Source organism: Xenophilus azovorans DSM 13620 (assembly GCF_000745855.1).
Taxonomy (GTDB): Bacteria; Pseudomonadota; Gammaproteobacteria; order Burkholderiales; family Burkholderiaceae_C; genus Xenophilus; species Xenophilus azovorans.
This window is the reverse complement of record NZ_JQKD01000005.1, coordinates 224292-242492: the sequence shown is the minus strand read 5'-3', so window position 1 is coordinate 242492 and position 18201 is coordinate 224292. Positions and strand designations below refer to the sequence as shown.

General features: G+C 67.2%; 16 protein-coding genes. 2 read left to right on the top strand and 14 right to left on the bottom strand.

The features are described from left to right. Positions 1-179 precede the first annotated feature (179 nt). Positions 180-1226 carry an alpha/beta fold hydrolase gene (locus Q392_RS04020; RefSeq protein ID WP_245610633.1) on the top strand — a complete coding sequence of 349 codons (1047 nt, stop codon included), beginning with the start codon at positions 180-182 and terminating at the stop codon, positions 1224-1226. A 358-nt stretch (positions 1227-1584) separates the two neighbouring features. Here Q392_RS04020 and Q392_RS04015 read toward each other — a convergent pair whose 3' ends face one another. The 11 genes from Q392_RS04015 to Q392_RS03965 all read right to left on the bottom strand — a co-directional run bounded on the left by Q392_RS04015 (position 1585) and on the right by Q392_RS03965 (position 13919). Next, positions 1585-2868, bottom strand: coding sequence for a citrate/2-methylcitrate synthase (locus tag Q392_RS04015; RefSeq protein WP_038201582.1), 1284 nt, complete (start codon positions 2866-2868; stop codon positions 1585-1587). Positions 2869-3315: 447 nt separating this feature from the next. Next, positions 3316-3819, bottom strand: coding sequence for a MarR family winged helix-turn-helix transcriptional regulator (locus Q392_RS04010; RefSeq protein ID WP_051952865.1), 504 nt, complete (start codon positions 3817-3819; stop codon positions 3316-3318). A 673-nt stretch (positions 3820-4492) separates the two neighbouring features. After that, positions 4493-5662: an alpha-hydroxy acid oxidase gene (locus tag Q392_RS04005; protein ID WP_038201580.1), complete on the bottom strand. Its 1170-nt coding sequence runs from the start codon at positions 5660-5662 to the stop codon at positions 4493-4495. A 9-nt stretch (positions 5663-5671) separates the two neighbouring features. Further along, positions 5672-6646: a tripartite tricarboxylate transporter substrate binding protein gene (locus Q392_RS04000; RefSeq protein ID WP_245610632.1), complete on the bottom strand. Its 975-nt coding sequence runs from the start codon at positions 6644-6646 to the stop codon at positions 5672-5674. Positions 6647-6823: 177 nt separating this feature from the next. Continuing rightward, positions 6824-7744 carry a LysR family transcriptional regulator gene (locus tag Q392_RS03995; protein ID WP_038201577.1) on the bottom strand — a complete coding sequence of 307 codons (921 nt, stop codon included), beginning with the start codon at positions 7742-7744 and terminating at the stop codon, positions 6824-6826. 184 nt (positions 7745-7928) lie between these two features. After that, positions 7929-9107 carry a Gfo/Idh/MocA family protein gene (locus Q392_RS03990; protein WP_038201574.1) on the bottom strand — a complete coding sequence of 393 codons (1179 nt, stop codon included), beginning with the start codon at positions 9105-9107 and terminating at the stop codon, positions 7929-7931. Then, positions 9104-10081 (bottom strand): PDR/VanB family oxidoreductase, encoded by a 978-nt coding sequence (locus tag Q392_RS03985; protein ID WP_038201571.1) that lies wholly within the window; start codon positions 10079-10081, stop codon positions 9104-9106. The genes Q392_RS03990 and Q392_RS03985 overlap by 4 nt, the downstream gene beginning before the upstream one ends. An 11-nt stretch (positions 10082-10092) precedes the next feature. Further along, positions 10093-11070: a Bug family tripartite tricarboxylate transporter substrate binding protein gene (locus Q392_RS03980; protein ID WP_038201568.1), complete on the bottom strand. Its 978-nt coding sequence runs from the start codon at positions 11068-11070 to the stop codon at positions 10093-10095. A gap of 31 nt (positions 11071-11101) precedes the next feature. Further along, positions 11102-12091 carry an ABC transporter substrate-binding protein gene (locus Q392_RS03975; protein ID WP_038201565.1) on the bottom strand — a complete coding sequence of 330 codons (990 nt, stop codon included), beginning with the start codon at positions 12089-12091 and terminating at the stop codon, positions 11102-11104. A gap of 4 nt (positions 12092-12095) precedes the next feature. After that, positions 12096-13415 carry a Rieske 2Fe-2S domain-containing protein gene (locus Q392_RS03970; RefSeq protein ID WP_026062143.1) on the bottom strand — a complete coding sequence of 440 codons (1320 nt, stop codon included), beginning with the start codon at positions 13413-13415 and terminating at the stop codon, positions 12096-12098. Positions 13416-13457: 42 nt separating this feature from the next. Beyond that, entirely contained in the window at positions 13458-13919 is a 462-nt protein-coding gene (locus tag Q392_RS03965; RefSeq protein WP_017404446.1) for a bacteriohemerythrin, read from the bottom strand. 351 nt (positions 13920-14270) lie between these two features. Between Q392_RS03965 and nadC the strand changes: the two genes are divergently transcribed. Continuing rightward, positions 14271-15146, top strand: a complete 876-nt coding sequence (nadC, locus tag Q392_RS03960) for a carboxylating nicotinate-nucleotide diphosphorylase (protein WP_051952861.1) — start codon at positions 14271-14273, stop codon at positions 15144-15146. Positions 15147-15581: 435 nt separating this feature from the next. Here nadC and Q392_RS31710 read toward each other — a convergent pair whose 3' ends face one another. From Q392_RS31710 to Q392_RS03950, 3 genes are read right to left on the bottom strand one after another with little or no spacing between them, the layout of a single operon-like run. Further along, on the bottom strand, positions 15582-16574 hold the full coding sequence (locus tag Q392_RS31710; RefSeq protein WP_060987785.1) for a tripartite tricarboxylate transporter substrate-binding protein: 993 nt from the start codon (positions 16572-16574) through the stop codon (positions 15582-15584). 13 nt (positions 16575-16587) lie between these two features. Further along, complete coding sequence (locus tag Q392_RS31705; protein ID WP_060987786.1) at positions 16588-17577, bottom strand: Bug family tripartite tricarboxylate transporter substrate binding protein; 990 nt, start codon at positions 17575-17577, stop codon at positions 16588-16590. Between the two features lie 2 nt (positions 17578-17579). Beyond that, positions 17580-18200, bottom strand: a complete 621-nt coding sequence (locus Q392_RS03950) for a 2-hydroxychromene-2-carboxylate isomerase (protein WP_051952857.1) — start codon at positions 18198-18200, stop codon at positions 17580-17582. Position 18201: the final 1 nt, after the last annotated feature.

Here is an 18201-nt window from a genome sequence, read left to right as displayed (position 1 = left end):
GGCTGTCGCGGCGGTTGGACGGCGCACAACAGGGTTCGCCCCAGCTTTCCTATTGTTAGTCGATTAACAATAATGCGCCGAACTGGGTCGGCCGCGCTGCGCCGTCCTCGCCAGTCGTCCCAGCGACCGCCCGGCGGTGCCAGAGTCGATGCCAATTCCACAGAGGACCAGGAGACAAGATGAACAACACGCCCCCCGCATCCCGCCGGAAGTTCTTCCGCACCAGCGCTGGCATGGGTGCCATCCTAGCCGCCGCCAGCACCGGCGCGTCCGGTGCCAGCGCGCGCGCCCACGCTGCCGTGCGGGTGCGCAACGGCTTTGTGGCCGATCCTTCGACCTACTACGAGGTTCTGGAGCCGGTCGCGAAGACCCGCAAACCGCCCATGGTGATGATCCACGGCGGGGCGCACACCGGCTCCTGCTACATGGCGACCGCCGACGGCCGCCCGGGCTGGGCGCCCTTCTTCGCGGCCCAGGGCTACCAGGTGGTGGTGCCCGACTGGGCAGGCACCGGTCGCAGCGGCTACATCCCCTACGACGAGCTGTCGGGCGAGACGGTGGTGAAGGGCCTTGGCAAGGTGCTGGCCACGCTGGACCGCCCGGCGATCGTCATGACGCATTCGATGTCGGGCCCCTTCGGCTGGAAGCTGCTCGAACTCTTCGGCGACCGCATCGTCTCCCTGGTGGCAATCGCACCTGGCGGGCCGGCCAACGTTAGCGCGCCGACCGAGTTCCTGTCCAGCACGCCGGACCACGTGGAAGTCCGCTTGGCGCCCGGCGCTCCGGTGCTCAAGCTCAGCCGCAAGCTACCCTTCGTTGCCGAACCGGGCTGGGCCACCAAGAAGCTGGTCGGCAGCAGCACGCGCTTCCCGCGCGAGTATCTGGACAGCTACCTGGCCAGCCTCACCGTCATTCCGCCCCGGTTGCTGCTGGAGCGAGTGAACTATGAGAACAGCGCGCCCCGCGTGACCGACCCCTCGGGCTACAAGGGCAAGCGCGTGGCCCTGGTCATGGGCACCAATGACGCGGACCACACGGCCGCCATCGACAAGCCCATCGTCGACTGGCTGAACGACATCGGCGCGCGCGCGGAGTTCATTCCGCTGGGCGACCGGGGCATCCAGGGCAACGGCCACATGATGATGATGGAGAGCAACAGCGACCAGTTGGCAGCCGGTATTGCGGCCTGGCTGCAGACCGGCAAGTTCACCGCCTCGGCGTCCTAGCACCTCCGGACAGCGCTCGGGCCGACGCCGCCGCGATCCAGTGGCGCAGGCTGTTAAGGCAGGCCAGGTCAGTGTCGCGCGGCAGGGCTTCCACCCGCACCATGCCCTCTTCCAACCGCCCCTCGCGCAGCGCCACTGCGCGGACGCACCGTTTGGCAGGCCGCAGCGCAACTGCGGCGTGGCCATCGCCCATCATCGGGGACTGCTCCCTGGAAAGAGAAGACGCACGAGTTCGCAGCGGCAGGCCGGCCGCCGCTAGCCCGCAATGCCCGGCGTCCAGTCCGCTCTCGCAGAGGACCGCCTCTCGGCTCTGAGCGACACAGGGCGGCGCGAGCGACCCGCACGTGCCTCGCCACGCTCATGGGCGGGGGACGTAACGGGCGCGCGGCCGCCAAAGGCCGGTCACGCTGCGCTGCTCCTCCACATGCGCAGCCCAGCCGGCCATGCGCGCCACCAGGAAGAAGACCGCAGCCGACCAGACGGGAAGCCGGAGCGCCCGCACCAGGCAGACGACGGCGAACTCATGCCTGGGATGGTCCGCGAGATTCTCCTGCGCCCACCCGACGAAATCGGTCACCTGTCGCATGTTGAAGGAGTCGTCGGCCAGCTCCGCGGCGATGGCGAGCAGGTGCCTCGCGCGCGGGTCGCCGCCCATGTAGAGCGGATGCGTGAAGCCCGGGATCCGCTGCGCCCGCTGGTGCAGCCGCAGGGCCTTGTCACGCAGCGCTGTCGCGGACGGTCTTGCGGTGAGGAAGCGGTCCACGACCGCATAGTGCCCGGCGATCTCGGTGCCGGCGCTTGCGCAGATGCCCACGGCGATACAGTCGAAAAGGTTCGCGCCTCCCGAGGCCGCCGCGCGGACGGCCAGGGTGCCGGGCGGCAGTTCGTGGTCAGCGAGAAGCACGAGCAGCGCGTTCACCGCCCGGATCCGCGCGGGCGTGGTCTCGCACCCGAAGGAGCGGATCAGCGTCGATGCGATCGATTCGGAGCGATCCGGCAGCGTCAGCGCTCTGGCCGGGCCGACACATCCCAGCGCTTGCGCCACCGCACAGATCAGCAGGCGCGCCTCTTGCGCGACACCCGCGTCCTGGGCACCGCCGCCCGACATCCGGAGGGTGCGCTCCAACTGGAGAGCCAGCATCGCAAGCGACCCGTACACGCGGTGAGGATCAGCGCCGTGCAGGATCCGCAAACCGGCTTCGCGTGCCAGTGCCTGGTCGCGCGGCGGGATTCTCCAGGCGCTGGCCCTGTCGACATCGAGCGGAGCACCCCACAGCAGCTCGCAGACACGCTCGAACGGAACGCCCTGCCGCGCGAGGTCGCTGGCCAGGTAGCCCCGGTACGCAGGACCCGCCTCGGTGATTTCCGTGATACCGCTGCTGACGATGGGTGGCCCATGGTCCATCGCACCGGCCGCCGCCGCAGCATGGCCCGCGCGGGCGGCCGCGCGCGCGACCACCCGTTCGATGTCCGAGCGGCTGTACAGGTGCGCCTTGGTTCCGGGCTGGGGCACGCTGCGGATGGCCCCCCTGCTCACATAGGCGTAGAGCGTCTGCGGGCGGACGCCCAGAAGGGCAAGACTGGCCTTCGCATCCAGGAAATCCGGCTGCCGGCCCGACGTGGGATCGGGGCATGTGCTCATGTGGGCTCCGCGCGATTCCGGCGTTCGCCGGCACGGAAATCCCGAAACCGCGCTATGTCTCCGTAGGCCTAATCATTAGGTATCTAATTATCTCACAGGCTGCCGGGCAGGAGGCGGCGGCACCGGACAGGCGGTTCCGGCGTGCGTTCCATGGGGCATCCATGCCTCTCGCCCGTGGTGCGCGGGGCCCGCGACGCGGCACTGCCGAAGCGCCGGCGCGAACGTCGCGCTCCCGGGCGGTCCGCGAGCGCCGCAGCGGATGCCTTCGGCGATGGCGGCAACCACCGGTGGCCCCCAGACGCGGCCCGATGCGGCACGGTTTCGCCCGGGCGCACTGCGCTATGGCGGGCCCGATGCATCTGAGGGATGGGCAGAGCGTGGCGGCGCCCCGAGGCGCAGTTCGCTTCCACGACGTCGCACCCAGGGCGCGGCCAGCGTCAACGCGAGCTACGTTCTTGCGGATGACTGGGCGGCCGGCGCGCGCTTCGGATCATCCTGGATGCATTCGTCGCTCGCCAGGTTGTCGATGATCTTCAGCAGCGAGCGCCGCACGATGCTGATGTGGGCATCCGTCAGGGATCTGACGGCGAGCGCGTTGACCTCCTCGGCCAAGGGCACGAGCTTCGCCTTGAGGCGCTTGCCCGCCGGCGTCAGGAACACGTAGATGCTCTTGCGGTTGTCGGGACGCTGCTTTCGCAGGACATACCCGAGTTCCTCCATGGCCTTGAGGGCGATCGCCGTGGTGGGCGCCATCACACCGGCCTCCGCGCTCAACTCGGCCTGGGTGAGCCCGTCCTTCTCCCAGAGAATCCGCAGGAATGTCCAATGGCCGAGCTGGACGTCGTGGCGCGCGAGACGGGTCTGCAGCGATCGCAGGAAGGAACGCGTCGCGTCCTTTACCAGATGCGCCAAACGGTCGTCGGGAACGCCCTCATGCCAGTGCTGCAGCATACGGCTCGCTACCTCCGCCGACTCTTTCCCTGCCTTTTTTGCCAATTTTCATTCCTCAATGCATCCCAACGGACACTCTGCCCGGCCGACCCCCTGCAAGACAGCGGCGATCGGCGACATGAACGAGCCGACGGACACGAAGAAGCGGGAGGAGGTTGAAAAGGTGCTGCCCAAGCCAAGCGGACCGCACAATATAGCACCGTACATTCTGCTGTTCCCAGTAGGCGACACGCTGATCCAGATCACAAAACCATACGGTTGCACGGGCGAAGGCGAGACGACGCCAGCGCTTTCGTTCTGGCGAGCTACGGGCTTTGCGCCCCCCTTCGCACGCTCGGCCCCAGGCTACGCGCACGCGTCTACGCGTCGACCTTTGACACGCGGTGCCCAGTCCGCCGGAGGCTGCAGGGGTGGATTGGCTTCAGCGCCCCGCTCCGCGGCTGCGCCGCGGGGTATGCGCACGCGTGAATTGCGCACCCCGTGTCCAGACCACAGTGCCTGCGACGAGCCGCCCGCAGCTGGCGCCTGCGGGCGTCGCGAACTGCGAGACCCGTGTGACATCACGGACCGCCGAAGACGCCGCCACGCCGCCCCCACCGCGTGGCTTGTGCTGCCGACGCCGCTACGGGTCTTCTCCGACCCGGGGCGAGAACATGCAGTCCCTCCCGACGCGTCATGGCGGCTGCGTTCCTACGAGCTGGCGCCCCAGCGCGCCCACCGAGTCCACCCCCAGCAAGCCCATGACGCGATCCGTCTCCTGCAGGAGGATCTCCAGCGCGCGGCCTGCGCCGGCCTCCCCCGCCGCTGCAACGCCGTACAGGGGCGCCCGGCCCAACAGCACGCCGTGCGCACCGAGGGCGAGCGCCTTGACGATGTCGGAGCCCCGCCGGAAGCCGCTGTCGACCAGGACAGGCATGCCGCCGGATGCGGCGACCACAGAGGGCAGCACGTCAAGCGTCGCGGGCATGCCGTCCAGGCTGCGGCCCCCATGGTTGGATACCACGACGGCGTCCGCCCCATGGGAGGCGGCCAGACGCGCGTCGTCCGCGGTGAGGATGCCCTTGATCACCAAGGGGCCCGTCCACTGCGAGCGAAGCCAAGCGATGTCCTCCCAGCTGTAGAACGGATTGCGCTGGGCGCGCGTATAGGCGGCCAGCGCGTACGCGTCGGAGCCCGGCGGCAGGAACTCGGCAAGGTTCTCGAAGCGCGGCATGCCGCGGGCGAACCAGGTGGACACGACCCAATGCGGATGGGTCACCGCGTCCCAGACGATGCGCGGAGAAAAATGCAGTGCATGGGCGAACCGGTTCCGCACATCCCGCTCGCGGTTGCCCGGGATCAGCGAATCGACCGTGACCATGAGTGCGCAGTAGCCGGCCGCGCGTGCGCGCGCCAGCAGCCTGGTCGCGACCTCGCGTCCGCCCCACGGATAGAGCTGGAAGAACTTGGGTCCGTCCGATACCCTTGCCACGGCCTCGATGTCGTTGTTCGAGCCGGCGGACAGCGAGAACCCCACGCCCGCCGCTGCGGCCGCGCGCGCCAGCATGAGGTCCGCGTCCGGCACGTAGATCCCGTTGAGGCCCGTCGGCCCGATCATGAAGGGCGCCGCGAGCCGCTGGCCGAACAGCGTGATGGACAGGTCGCGCGAGCCCTTGCCCGTGACCATGCGCGGCAGGAGGTGATAGCGGTCGAAGGCCGCGCGGTTGCGCCGCAGCGTCACCTCGTCCTCCGCGCCGCCTTCCAGGTAGTCCCAGATCACCTTCGGCAGCCGCCTCTTCGCCAGCCGGCGGAGATCCTCGATGTTGACGACCGAAGGAGGCTGCAGTTTGCGATGTGAATGCATGCGCCTTGCCTACTCCGCGCGGATTCCCGCCGCCTGGATGATCGGCCGCCAGCGCGCGATCTCGCTGGAGATCAGGTCCATGAACATCTGCGGCGGCCCGGGCGTGACGTCGACGCCCTGCGATTGCAGGCTCGCGCGCGTGGAAGTGTCGGCCAGGGCCTTGTTCAGCGCCGCGTTCAGCTTGGCGACGGCCGCATCCGGCGTGCCCGCCGGCGCCATGATCCCGTACCAGGCGCTGGCCTCCACGCCGGGCAGCCCGGCCTCGGCGGGAGTCGGCACGTCCGGCAGGGCCGGGGAGCGCCTCTCGCCCATGACGGCCAGGGCCTTCACCCGGCCGGCCTGGATCTGCGGCAACGCCGAGACGAGCGGCTCGAAGATCACCTGGATCTGGCCGGCAATGAGGTCCGTGATGGATCCCGCGCTGCCCTTGTAGGGCACATGCGTCATCTGGATGCCCGTGCGCAGCTTGAACAGTTCGCCTGCCAGGTGATGGGCGGAGCCCGTGCCGCTCGAGCCGTAGTTCACGGCGGTGGGCTGGGCCTTGGCGCGCTCGACCAGGTCGCGCAGCGACGCCGCCGGGAAGGCTTTGTTCGCAATCGCCACGAGGGGCATCATGCCGATCTGCCCCACCGGCCGGAAATCCTTCACGGGATCGAACGGGAGCTTTTCGTACATGCTCGCTGCATAGGCATGCGCCGAGGGCGTCACGATCAGCGTGTAGCCGTCGGCTGGTGACTTCGCCACGATGCCGGCCGCGAGCGTGCCGGCCGCCCCACCCCGGTTCTCGATGATCACGGGCTGCCCCAGCGAATCCCCCATCTGCTGAATGAGCGACCTGGCGATCACATCCGTGGGCCCGCCGGCCGGCGCGCCCACGAACAGGCGTATCGGCTTCGTGGGGTAGGCCGCGCCCTGCGCCCAGGCGCACGGCTGCAGTTGCAAGGTCAGGGTCGCGGCGATGAGCGACAGCATGCGCACTCTCATGAGGTATCTCCTGGATGGTTCTTCGAAGGGGGAAATGTCCCGGCGCTTGCGCCCGCCGGGTGCCCGGCGCGATCCCGGACGCTCGGTGCGGCGGACAGGCCAGCGGGCCTGGGAGGAAGCGCAGCACCGCCCGCGGGCACGCGTGGGGAACGTGGCCGGCTCCGTGGCGGCGCGCTCCTAGTCAAGCACCCGCCTCTGCAGCGTGTCCCGCACCAGCGTCCGCAGCCAACGGTGCGCCGGATCCTCGTGGTGGCGCCTGTGCCATATCTGGATCACCTCCACGCTGGGCGATGCGAACGGCAGCGGCAGGGCCGCGATGCCCTCCTTGCCCTCGAACGCGCCGGCGAGGTCCATGGGAATGATGGCCGTCAACCCGGTCTGCGGGATGATGGTCAGCAGGCCGAGGTAGTGCGGGATCGTGGCCACCACGTTGCGGTGAATACCCATCGCGGCCATGGCCTTCTCGATGACCTCCTGGCTGCGCCCTTCCGTCCGCACCGCGACATGCAGCGCCGACTGGAAGGAAGCAAGGTCCAGCTCGCCGCGCGCGGCGAACTCCTTGTTGCCCGTGATGCACATGAACCCGCTGTTGCGCAGCAGCCGCTGCTGGAAGACGCCGCCGTTCTTGATGTCGGGGAAGTACCCGATCGCGAGATCGACGCCCCCCGATTCCAGCCCCTCCTCCAGCTTCTCCACGATCGGCGACACCGTGCGCAGCCGCACGCACGGCGCCTGCCTGCGCACGGCATTGATCACCATCGGCAGATAGCAGGTCTCGCCGACATCCGTCATGCAGATCGTGAACAGGCGCGACGAGGTGCGCAGGTCCAGCGCCACCTTGGAGAAGATCTGGCGGCGGGCCAGCTCGAGGGCCTGGCGGATGGGCTCCGCGACTTCCAGCGCCTTCGCCGTCGGCTGCATCTCATTCTTGACGCGCACGAACATGGGGTCGTCGAACGCCTTGCGCATCTTCGACAGCGCGTGGCTCATCGAGGGCTGGCTCAGCTGCAGCCGCTCGCCGGCCTTGGAGACGCTGCGGGTCTCCATGAGCGCCTCGAAGACGACGAGCAGATTGAGGTCCTCGTGGGATGGTTGCATCTTGGCCTACCCTTTGGCTGGATCGATGGGAATCTCCCCGGTCTCGCGCGGCGCGCCATGGAAACCCAGGCCGCCGCGAGGTGCGGGCAGGCGCCTGAACCGGCCCCGGCGGCCCGCACGCGCCGGTGCCTTCGCCAGGCGCGGCCTGCACGCGGGGCGCCACGGCGCACGCAGGGGCGTCGCCTCAGCGCAGCAGTTCCACGTCCTCGCCGGAGCCCGCCGACTCGAGCAGCGCCAGGCACACCTCGAGCGTGGAGCGCGCCCATTCGCCGTCATGCAGAGGCGCGACCCCATTCACGACGGCGTCGTACAGTTCGTCGATGACTTCGAAGCGGGGCACCGCGGGCCGGCCCAGCGGCCTCCGCTCCCTCGTGAGGTCCCCGTACACGCAGACGCTGTCGGGCAACGGGCGAATATCGCCGCGCTCGCAGGACACCACGACCGGCCCGAAATGCTGGTGCCACGCCGGCGGCGCATCCGCGGGCGCGGGCACGTAGCCGGGTCCGCCATAGGTGCCCGCCGCCTTCAGGCGCGCCTCCTCCTCCGGCGAGCCCACGGTCGCCAGCTTGCGGCGCGCGGCGCCGTACGCCTCGGGCGACTTGTCGGCGCCCATCTCGCCGATCCAGCCGCACCATTCGTCCGAGTCGAAATGCCCGTAGCCGTTGTAGCTGACGCTGGCGAACGCCCCGCCCTCGAACCACAGCAGGGCCGAATAGGCGCCCTGCGTCGGGCGCCTGGCATCCCAGTCGCCCGTGATCGCGCGCACGCGGCTGACCCGCGTGCCGGCGAGCAGGCGCACGATGTCGACCTGGTGGGCGGCCTGGCTGAACACCACGCCGCCGCCCTCTTCCGTGCGCAGTTCCTCGGGGCGCCGCGGCCGATAGAGGAAGTCGGTGTAGTTGAGCGCGTGGATCATGCGCACCCGCCCGAGCTCGCCGCCCAGTGCGATCTCGCGTGCGCGCAGGTACGGCGTGTCGAAGCTGTGGCAGTGGCCGACGATCAGGTGCACCCCGGCGTCCCGGCAGTCCCGGATCATCGCATCGCAGTCGCCGAGGGACAGCGCCATGGGCTTTTCCACGAGCACGTGCTTGCCGTGCCGGGCGGCGATGCGCGCCTGCTCCGCATGGAACTGGTGCGGGCTGGCGATGTAGATCGCATCCACATCCGGATCGGACGCCAGGCCTTCGATGTCCGGGTACACCGGCGCCTCGAAATCGCTCGCGAAGCGGGTGCGCGCCGGCTCGCGCGGATCGCAGGCCGCCACCAGCCGCACGCGCGCGTCGCGCTGGAGCGTGGGCAGCATGAGCGTGAAGGCGCGGCCGAGGCCGGCCACGCCGAGTCGAAGCGGGCGAGCGGCGTTCACAGGTCGATCACCAGTTCGTCGGACCTGGCCCGGGAGACGCAGATCATGATCTGGCTGTCCATCTCCTCGGGCAGCAGCACCATGTCCCGGTGGTCCGCCTCGCCGCCCAGCAGCTTCGTGCGGCAGGTGCCGCAGGTGCCGCTCTCGCACGAGGACGCCGCGTTGCAGCCGTGCTCGTGGAGCACCGCCAAAATGGACTTGCCGACGGGCACCTCGAATGCCGCGCCCGAGCTGGCCAGCCTCACCATGAAGGGCTTGTCGTCGGGCCGCACGCCGCCGCCCTCGTTGAAGCTCTCGAAGTGCACGTTGGCCGGCGACCAGTGTCCCGTCATGTCGCGCACCGCCTCCATCAGCGCGCGCGGGCCGCAGCAGTACACGTGGGCCGTGTTGGGCTTCTCCAGCACCGGCCAGAGGTCGAAGGCGCGCGCGGGGTCCCCGTGGCTGTGGTGGATCCGCACGCGGCTCTTGAGCTCGGCGGCGCCGAGCTCCTCGCGGAAGGCCGCGGTCTCGGGAAAGCGCGTCAGGTAGATGAGCTTCCACGGTGCCGGCGGCAGTTCGCCGAACGAGCGGATCATGGACAGGATGGGGGTGATGCCGATGCCGCCCGCGATGAAGAGATAGCCCTTGGCATTCTCGACCAGCGGGAAGGCGTTCGAAGGCAGCGACGTGGGCAGCGTGTCCCCCTCGTGCAGCTCCTCGTGCATGGAGAGCGAGCCGCCCTGCCCCTCGGGATCGCGCTTGACGGCGATGACGTAGCGGTGACGCTCCGCGGGATCGTTGCACAGCGAATACTTGCGCAGCATGCCATTGGGGGCCTGGACCTTGACGTGCGATCCCGGCGTGAACGGCGGCAGCGCGCTGCCATCGGGCTGTACCAGCTCGAAGCTGCGGATGTCGCGCGCCACGTCGAGGATCCGCGCCACGCGCAGCGGCATCTGCGTGTCGGAATGGGTTGGGGGTGGGGTGACCGTCATGGCGCGCGGGACTACTCGGCCTTCAGCTGGGCACGCGCGGCGGCGTCGGTCACCTGGGCCTTCTCGGCGCTCAGCGCCCGCGCGAGCTGTTCGGGCGTTCCGCCCGCCGGGTCGACGCCCGCGGTGCGCAGCTGCTCGATGACCTCGGGGACCTTCACGATCTTGTTGATCTCGGCATTGATCTTGGAGATGACCTGCTTCGGCGTACCGGTCTTGGCCAGCACCGCGACCGTGAACGCGAAATCGAAGCCGGGGATCTTTTCCGCGAGCGCGGGCATCTGCGGCGCCAGTGGGGAACGCGTCGTCGAGTTGGTGGCCAGCAGGCGGGCCTGGCCCGACTTGACGAAGCCCATGAGCGAGGGCGGCGAGGCGAAGACCATGTCCACCTGCTCGCCGATCATCGCGGGGACCGAAATGGCGCTGCCCCTGAACGGGATGTGCGTCATCGAGATGCCCAGGCTGGCGTTCATCGCCTCCATCGTCAGGTGGTGGATGCTGCCGTTGCCTGCGGAGCCGTAGTTGAGGCCCCCCGGCTTCGCCTTGGCCAGCGCGACGAGCTCGTCCAGCGTGTTCGCCTTGACGTTCGCGTTGACGGCGAGGAACAGCGGTGCCTTGCCGACGAGGACGATCGGCACGAAGTCGCTGGACGCGTCATAGGTGATCTTCTTGTTGATCAGCGGCGTGATCGAGAGCATCGGCCCGTCGGTCACCAGCAGCGTGTAGCCGTCCGCCGGGGACTGCAGGAGCGCGGAGGCGGCGACCGAGCCACCCGCGCCGGGCCGGTTATCGACGTAGACCGCCTGGCCCAGCGTGTCGCCCAGCGACTTGGCGATGATCCGCGCCACGGTGTCTGGAAGGCCGCCGGCGGCATAGGGAACGACCAGCTTGATGGCGCGGCTCGGATAGGCCTGGGCATGGGCCAGGGCGCCGAAGGCGAGTTGGGCGATGCAGGCCAGGCCGACCAGCCAGGCGGGGATCTTGTGCTTCATGGGGTTGTCTCCAGTTGTGGGTGGTGCGGGATCAGATGCTGTAGGTCTCGTAGGTCGCGGGATGGAAAAGCTCGCTGACCGGCACGTGGCGGGATGACAGGCCTTGCTCGTAGTGGGCCCGGACGAAGGTCTCCAGCGTCCGGGCCGATGCCGCCACGCCGTACGACCAGAAGTCGTCCCCCATCGCCTCGCGGGCGGCCTGCAACTGCTCCTCGACGAAGGGCAGCGTGACCTTGGTGGCTGAGGTGTCCGACAGCAGCTCCAGCGCGGCGGCCTTCGACTGGGTGAAGGCCTTGACGAGCGCGGCGGGAAGCCAGGGGTGCTTGGCAGCGAGCTCCTTCCTGACCGCCGCCACGTGCATAATCGGGAACACGCCCGTGCGCCGGTAGTAGTCCTTGGCCACCGCGGTCGGGTCGTCGAACAGCCAGCCGATGTTCGGGTTCGCGAGCGCCGCCCGGCTCGGGGGGCGCGGCGCCATGAAGCCGTCGATCTCGCCGCGATCGAGCATCTGCGAGATCGTCACCCCCTCGGGCGCCTGTTCGATCCGGACGTCGTCCGGCAGCTGCAGCTTGACCTTCTCGGGCCGCCCGGGCGTCTCGATGCCCCCGCGCACCCAGGTCACGTCGGAGGGGCGCACGCCGAAGTCGTCCTGCAGGATCGCGCGCGCCCAGACGTTGGCGGTGAGCTGGTACTCGGGCAGGCCGATGCGCTTGCCCTTCAGGTCGGCCGGCTCGCGGATGCGGTCCTTGCGCACATAGATCGACGTGTGCCGGAACGCCCGCGAGAGAAAGACCGGCAGCGCGATGTAGGGGCACTCGCCCCGCGAGTGCTTCACCAGGTAGCTGGAGAACGAGAGCTCTGTGATGTCGAAATCGACGCTGCGCATCGCCCGGAAGAACATCTCCTCGGGATTGAGGAGCATGTACACGGGATCGACGCCGTCGATCTGAACGCGGCCGTCGAACAGCGCACGGGTGCGGTCGTAGTCGCCCATGGCGACGGAAAGTTGGAGTTTGCTCACGGGATCAGGACTTCACGGAATAGGAGGGTTCGAACTCGGGGCGGTCTTCGCCGTCTAGCCAGACATAGCGGGCCCCGTATGTGCGCCAGTCGGTCGTCTTGGGGACGATGGCCTGGAAGGAGCAGACGGCCGGCGTGGCCGCTTCGGCGCCGGTGCCGATGGCGGGCGCGCCTTGATCGAAGGCCTGCACGGCCTCGAGCATTTGCTTGCGGAATTCCACGATCGCGAGGTCGCTGGCGCCCAGGCGGTCATGGGTGCGGTCAGCGATGGCGCCCATGGTCAGCCACATCGCGACGTCCTGGTTTGGGAAACCGGTGATGCCCGTGAAGTTGCCGGCCTTCATGGCGTTGCGGTCCTGCCAGAACTTGTTCGCCTCGTTGCGCAGCGGGCGGTAGTTCTGGTCCAGGTCGACACCCACCGTCTGGCGCAGGAACTTGCGCCAGGTGTCGGTCTCCGGCGTCTGCGACGGGTGACCCCATGCGATGAAATAGAACGCCGTGTTCGTGTCGTCCATCGGCACGTTGATGTTGGCCACGTTGTAGCGGTTGTTGGGCGGAATCAGGGCCGTTGCCGGGGCCACGAAGACCGTCGAGCGCACGTAGTCGTTCTCTGCGGCGTTCGTGATCGGGCGGCGCAGCGCGGCATAGCGGAAGCCGAAGCCGGTGCGCTGAACCTGCATGCGCGGGGCCTTGTCGGTGGAGGGGCGCAGCCAGGTCTTGTCGGTGGCCTTCGCGCCATCGACGCGCGCGGGGACCATGTCGGAGGAGTGCAGGCTGGAGCTGTGCGCGGAGTCGATGGCGCCCTCGAGGATCTGCGCCCAGTTGCAGGGCAGCAGCACCTTCGCGATGCTCACCCGCGTGTCCGCCGTCGGCGCCCACGGCGGCGGCTGGAATTCGGGCATGGTCTCCTTCGGCCCCATGTAGGCCCACACCATGCCCGCCCATTCCTGGGTCGGGTACGCGGTGTGCTTGACCTTGTCGACCATGCCGCTCGAAGCCGGCTCGGAAGCCATCTCCAGCACGTTCCCATCGACGTCCATCTTCCAGCCGTGGTAGAGGCAGCGAAGCCCACCCTCCTCGTTGCGGCCGTAGACCAGCGACGCACGACGGTGGGGACAGTACTCATCCATGACGCCGACCCGGCCCTCGCTGTCGCGGAAGACCACGAGGTCTTCGCCGAACGCCCGCGCCTTCACCGGCGTACCGTCGGGTTCGCTCACCTCTTCCACCAGGCAGATCGGCGTCCAGTGGCGGCGCATCAGGCGTCCCATCGGGGCGTCGCCTTCGACGCGACAAAGCAGTTCGTTTTCTTCGTGAGTCATCATGATGTCATCTCATCTCTAGTGGTGGTTGATTCAGGGGTGGAACTAGCAGGCCAAGGCGGCCTCGGGCTTTCGGCCCACGCGCAACACCACGGGCTTGGCGCCGTGCTGCAGCTTGCAGAGCCAATGGGTAAGTGCCGAGTCGAGGTGCTGGACGTGGGGCGGAAGCCAGGCCGCCAGCTCGTGCGCCACGCGGCGGGCCACCTCGACCTCCCCGCGCTCCAGGCGGAGGCGCACCCCGCGCAGCGTGGAGAGCACCGCCTCGTGCTCGCTGATGTGGCAGTCGCGCGGCGGAAACGCCGTCGTGCGCATGAGCTCGTTCTCGGCCGCGAAGTGCGCGGTTGCATGCTGGAGCACCGCGTCCAGCGCCTGTGCCATCTCGGACGCAGCAGCGCGCCACATGCACTCGATCAACTCGGCCAGTTGCTCGTGTTCGTCATCGATCGCGGCATGCCCGAGCAGTAGCGAGTCTGACCAGATCGGCGCCGAGGTTTCAGTGGGCTTCATGGTGGGGAGTACCGGCACCGCTGGCGATGCCTCATTTTGTTAGTTGCCTAATGATTCTAGGTGCGCGCGTTGATCCAGGCAACGGTTTTCCCTCCGGGGTTTCCCTAGAATCATTTGGCCTCTAATAATTTTGTAAACTCGGGATCGATGTGTACGCATGGCCGTGGACTCGTGTGCGTGCGCACCGACTCGGCTCGCCGTCGGACGTCTCCCGAAGACGCGCGCGTGCCGCGAGGCCGGCAAGAGACAGTGCCCCCAGGTCCCTGCGATTTCGTTCCGCACGGACGCAAGCCATGAACCGGCGCGATGGCGCCGGCGGCTGGCGCCCCGCTGGGACGCGGCCTCCCCAGGATGGATAAAGGATCGAAAGTGACCGAGAGAGAGTTTCTGAAGCAGGTGAACCGGGACGTCGAGCGCGCACTGGACGAGGATGTCGGCCCGGGAGACCTGACCGCGGAACTGGTCCCGGCGGCCGCCCGCGCTACGGCCACCGTCACGTGCCGCCAGGCGGCAGTCGTCTGCGGCCGGCCCTGGGTCGAGGAGGTACTGCGCCGCCTGGCGCCGACGGCGCGGGCCGACTGGCGCGTACCCGACGGCGGCACCTGCGTTCCCGGCCAGGCCGTCGTGGTGGTCGAAGGCGTGGCGCGCGAGCTCCTCACCGCGGAGCGCACCTGCCTGAACTTCCTGCAGACGCTCAGCGGCGTGGCGACCAAGACCGCCCGCTATGTCAAGGAGGTCGAAGGCACACGCGCGGCCGTCCTGGACACGCGCAAGACCATCCCCGGCCTGCGCGCCGCGCAGAAGTACGCCGTGCGGTGCGGCGGCGGCCAGAACCACCGGATGGGCCTGCACGACGCCGTCCTGATCAAGGAGAACCACATCGCGGCAGCGGGCGGCCTGACGGCCGCGTTCCGCGCCGCGCAGGCGCTCGAGGGCCGCGCGTCCTTCATCCAAGTCGAGGTCGAGACGCTGCGGCAGTTGCAGGAAGCGCTCGACGCGGGCGTGGGCATGGTGCTGCTGGACAACATGCCCCTTGAGACCGTCCGCGAGGCGGTGCGGCTGGCCCGCGGCTGCTGCAGCCTGGAGGTCTCTGGCGGCGTCACCTTCGAAACGCTGCGGGCCTACGCGGAGACCGGAGTCGACCGCATCTCCGTGGGAGCACTGATCAAGGACGTCAAGGCGGTCGACTTCTCAATGCGCTTCAGCGATCGACCGGTCGAGGTTTGATCGGCACCGCGGCCACAATTCGCAGGCGGCGGCAACTGCAGGCAGCCATCGTCAAAGACCTCGACACCGCGGTCGCCACCGTATAGTAGGACGTGGAATCCGAGCACAATCTGCGCCGGTTGTTCGCGGTGCTTGCCCTCGGCCAAAACACTCGGAGGGTCGGAAACTGGGGAGTGCCGTGGCGATGGATGCCGTTGCTTTGCACCACCCAGTACCAGTGAGGCTCTCATCGACCTCAGGGGGAACGGCCGCCGTCAGATCAGGAAACCTCGCGATCTGATCAGTGACAGCAAGCTGGAACTCACGCTGGAATCGATGCATAGTGCCAAGCACCTCTCCTTCCTGCGCGAAGCTATCGCATATGTTGCTGACTTTCTGCGGGTGACGCCAAGACACACGAAAGCGCGCTCGTTACCATCCCGCAGAAGCTCTACATCAAGACTCGGCCGTGAAGCCCAATCGCTTGACGATGCCGCGCCATTTTTCATTTTGCTGACGCAGGCTTGCAGACATGGCCTCCGGCGTTGACGCTTGTGCAGTCAATCCGAAAACGGCCAAGTCGTCGATCAAGCTTTTGCGGCTCATCGCTTGCGATATGGACTGATTGGCTTTTGCAATGCTGGCAGCTGCCGTGCCCGCAGGAGCAAAAAATCCAAACCATTGATCCTCTTGCGGGTAGTCCCCCGCGAACTTCTGCTCAGAAAAGGTGGGCGTGTCAGGTGTGAAGGGGCTGCGCTTTACACCCGATGTCCCCAGAATTCGCACTCTGCCCGTGCGCTGAAACGGCAGGAAGTTGCCAGTGGGCGCGGCCATGGCAGCGATCTGCCCCCCCACCATGTCCGTGACACCAGGTGAAGCGCCACGGTAAGCAACATGCCGAAAATCGAAGTCGCCCTCCTTCCCCAGCAGCGAACCGAGGAGGTGCAATGGTGATCCCGTTCCCGGCGATCCGAAGTTGGCGTGCTCCGGATGCGCTTTGGCCCAAGCCACGAAGTCGCGGACATTGCGGACCGAATCAGGCACAAGAGGACCCACCGCCAGCGCGTCGGAGGTCAATGCAGCGGTTGAGATCGGAACCAGATCCTTGAACGGGTCATACTCCAGCTTGGCGTAGATGAATGGGTACAAGGATAAGACGGTGTCCGGTGACAACAACAACGTGTTGCCGTCGGCAGGCGCAGCTTTAACGAATGCAGCGGCCAGTCGGCCTCCAGCACCCGTTCTGTTTTCTACGACGGCTGCGGTCGCATATCCGGAGGCCACCATGGCATCCCCGAACTTCCGGCTTACGGCATCAACAACCCCACCGGCAGGGAATCCATTGACGATCCGCACCGGTTGAGAAGACTGCGCGAAAGCAGTTCCGGCCATTTGAGAGACCACCGCAGTGGCCGCCCCCCATTGCGCGAAATCGCGACGGGTAATCACAATGCTTGTCTCCTCAAGGTTGGGCGGTAAATCCGACCGTTTGGACCACGTTCTTCCAACGCCTGATGTCGCTCTTCAGGCGCTCACCCAAGTCTTCGGAGGAACTCCACGCGGGCTCCATCCCCATCAGTTCGAAGGAAGTGATCAATGAGGTGTTGAGCAATGCAGTCTTGATGGCCGAGTTGGCTCGCTGTATGACTGCCGACGGGGTTCCTGCGGGCATGAAGACGCCGAACCATTCCGTCATGTCACTCAAATCCACATTGAGTTCCTTGAAGGTGGGCACATCACGCATGAAACGTGAGCGCTTAACACCCGTGACGCCGAGCACGCGAATCTTCCCGGTCTTTAGATGCGGCAAGAATTCGCCCAGTGGTGCTGCGACCGCTGGCAAGTGTCCGCCGATCAAGTCCAGAATTGCAGGCTGGGAGCCACGATAGGCCGCATGGACCATTTGTACCCCTGACAGACGACCCAGCAGCTCACCCAACAGATGAGGCCCTGAGCCTGCTGCACCATGTCCAAAGGTGGCGGCAGCGGGAGAAGACTTTATCCACACCAGGTAGTCGCCGAGATTCTTGATGGAGTCGGGAACGGACGGGCCCACGGCAAAGCCGATCTCCGAAATTGACACGGTACCCACTGGCACCAAGTCCGCGACCGGGTCATACGCGAGGTCTTTGTAGGTGTGTGGATAGATGGCCATCATCGAAGCAGGCGTTAGCACCATTGATGCGCCGTTTGGCGCTGCGGCTTTGACATGCTGGATTGCCAAACGCGCACTTGCCCCTGTCCGATTTTCAACAATGATGGTCTGCGCATAGGCACCTTGCATGCCCTCCGCGAGTCGACGAGCTGCCACGTCGGTAGCGCCACCAGCCGCTAGCCCCACGAATATGGTGGCCATGTTAGGGCCGGGCTGCGCGGCGGTCACGCCTGGGAGCGCTGCCAAAGCAAGTGCGCTCAAGTGCACCAATGAATCACGGCGCGTGTAGCTATTCATTTTCATTTCTTGTCTCCGTTTAAGAACTGCTCTAGGAAAAACAGACGATCGTTGCCCCACCACATCTCGTCGCCCACGACCATGGTCGGGACGCCGAAGACATGTCGAAGGATGGCTTCGTCGGTGGATTCGCTGTAGGCCTGCAGACCGGCTCCGCTCTGCGTGAACGCGGCAAAATCATCGGGATCCCAACCCATCTCCTGAGCCACGGCGTGCAGGATGTTCGGATCATCCGGAGCCCGCCCGTCGCCCCATACGTGCCGAAAGGCTACGCGGACATAGTCCGACTCGTGCCCCTTGCACCGCGAGTAGTACAGGCCTGCGTTCAATCTGCTGCTGTTGAAGTTGGGCGGGAACTTCAACTCGACACCGTACAACTCAGCCCACCGCGACAAATCCTTCGCCAGGTGGGCCAGCTTCACCGGCATGTCGCGGTTGGCTGGCCCCACGTTGCCAATCGCTTTCTTGGCTCGGCTCAGATCGATGCTGCGGTAGTCGACGTGCCAGCCATGGCTGGCAGACAATCCGGCCAAGCGGTGGCGTGCCAAATAGGCATATGGACTGAGAAAGTCGAAATAGAAGCGAATCTGTGCTGGTTCGCCTGCGGCGGTCTGCTGACTCATG

What these genes read in the sequence shown, in the direction of transcription:
- Q392_RS04015 (WP_038201582.1), bottom strand. Translation starts at nt 2,868, where the DNA reads ATGAGCACATGCCCCGATCCCACGTCGGGCCGGCAGCCGGATTTCCTG.
- Q392_RS03995 (WP_038201577.1), bottom strand. Translation starts at nt 7,744, where the DNA reads ATGCAACCATCCCACGAGGACCTCAATCTGCTCGTCGTCTTCGAGGCG.
- Q392_RS04010 (WP_051952865.1), bottom strand. Translation starts at nt 3,819, where the DNA reads ATGCTGCAGCACTGGCATGAGGGCGTTCCCGACGACCGTTTGGCGCAT.
- Q392_RS31705 (WP_060987786.1), bottom strand. Translation starts at nt 17,577, where the DNA reads ATGAATAGCTACACGCGCCGTGATTCATTGGTGCACTTGAGCGCACTT.
- Q392_RS04000 (WP_245610632.1), bottom strand. Translation starts at nt 6,646, where the DNA reads ATGAGAGTGCGCATGCTGTCGCTCATCGCCGCGACCCTGACCTTGCAA.
- Q392_RS03970 (WP_026062143.1), bottom strand. Translation starts at nt 13,415, where the DNA reads ATGATGACTCACGAAGAAAACGAACTGCTTTGTCGCGTCGAAGGCGAC.
- nadC (WP_051952861.1), top strand. Translation starts at nt 14,271, where the DNA reads ATGGATAAAGGATCGAAAGTGACCGAGAGAGAGTTTCTGAAGCAGGTG.
- Q392_RS03950 (WP_051952857.1), bottom strand. Translation starts at nt 18,200, where the DNA reads ATGAGTCAGCAGACCGCCGCAGGCGAACCAGCACAGATTCGCTTCTAT.
- Q392_RS03965 (WP_017404446.1), bottom strand. Translation starts at nt 13,919, where the DNA reads ATGAAGCCCACTGAAACCTCGGCGCCGATCTGGTCAGACTCGCTACTG.
- Q392_RS03985 (WP_038201571.1), bottom strand. Translation starts at nt 10,081, where the DNA reads ATGACGGTCACCCCACCCCCAACCCATTCCGACACGCAGATGCCGCTG.
- Q392_RS04005 (WP_038201580.1), bottom strand. Translation starts at nt 5,662, where the DNA reads ATGCATTCACATCGCAAACTGCAGCCTCCTTCGGTCGTCAACATCGAG.
- Q392_RS04020 (WP_245610633.1), top strand. Translation starts at nt 180, where the DNA reads ATGAACAACACGCCCCCCGCATCCCGCCGGAAGTTCTTCCGCACCAGC.
- Q392_RS03980 (WP_038201568.1), bottom strand. Translation starts at nt 11,070, where the DNA reads ATGAAGCACAAGATCCCCGCCTGGCTGGTCGGCCTGGCCTGCATCGCC.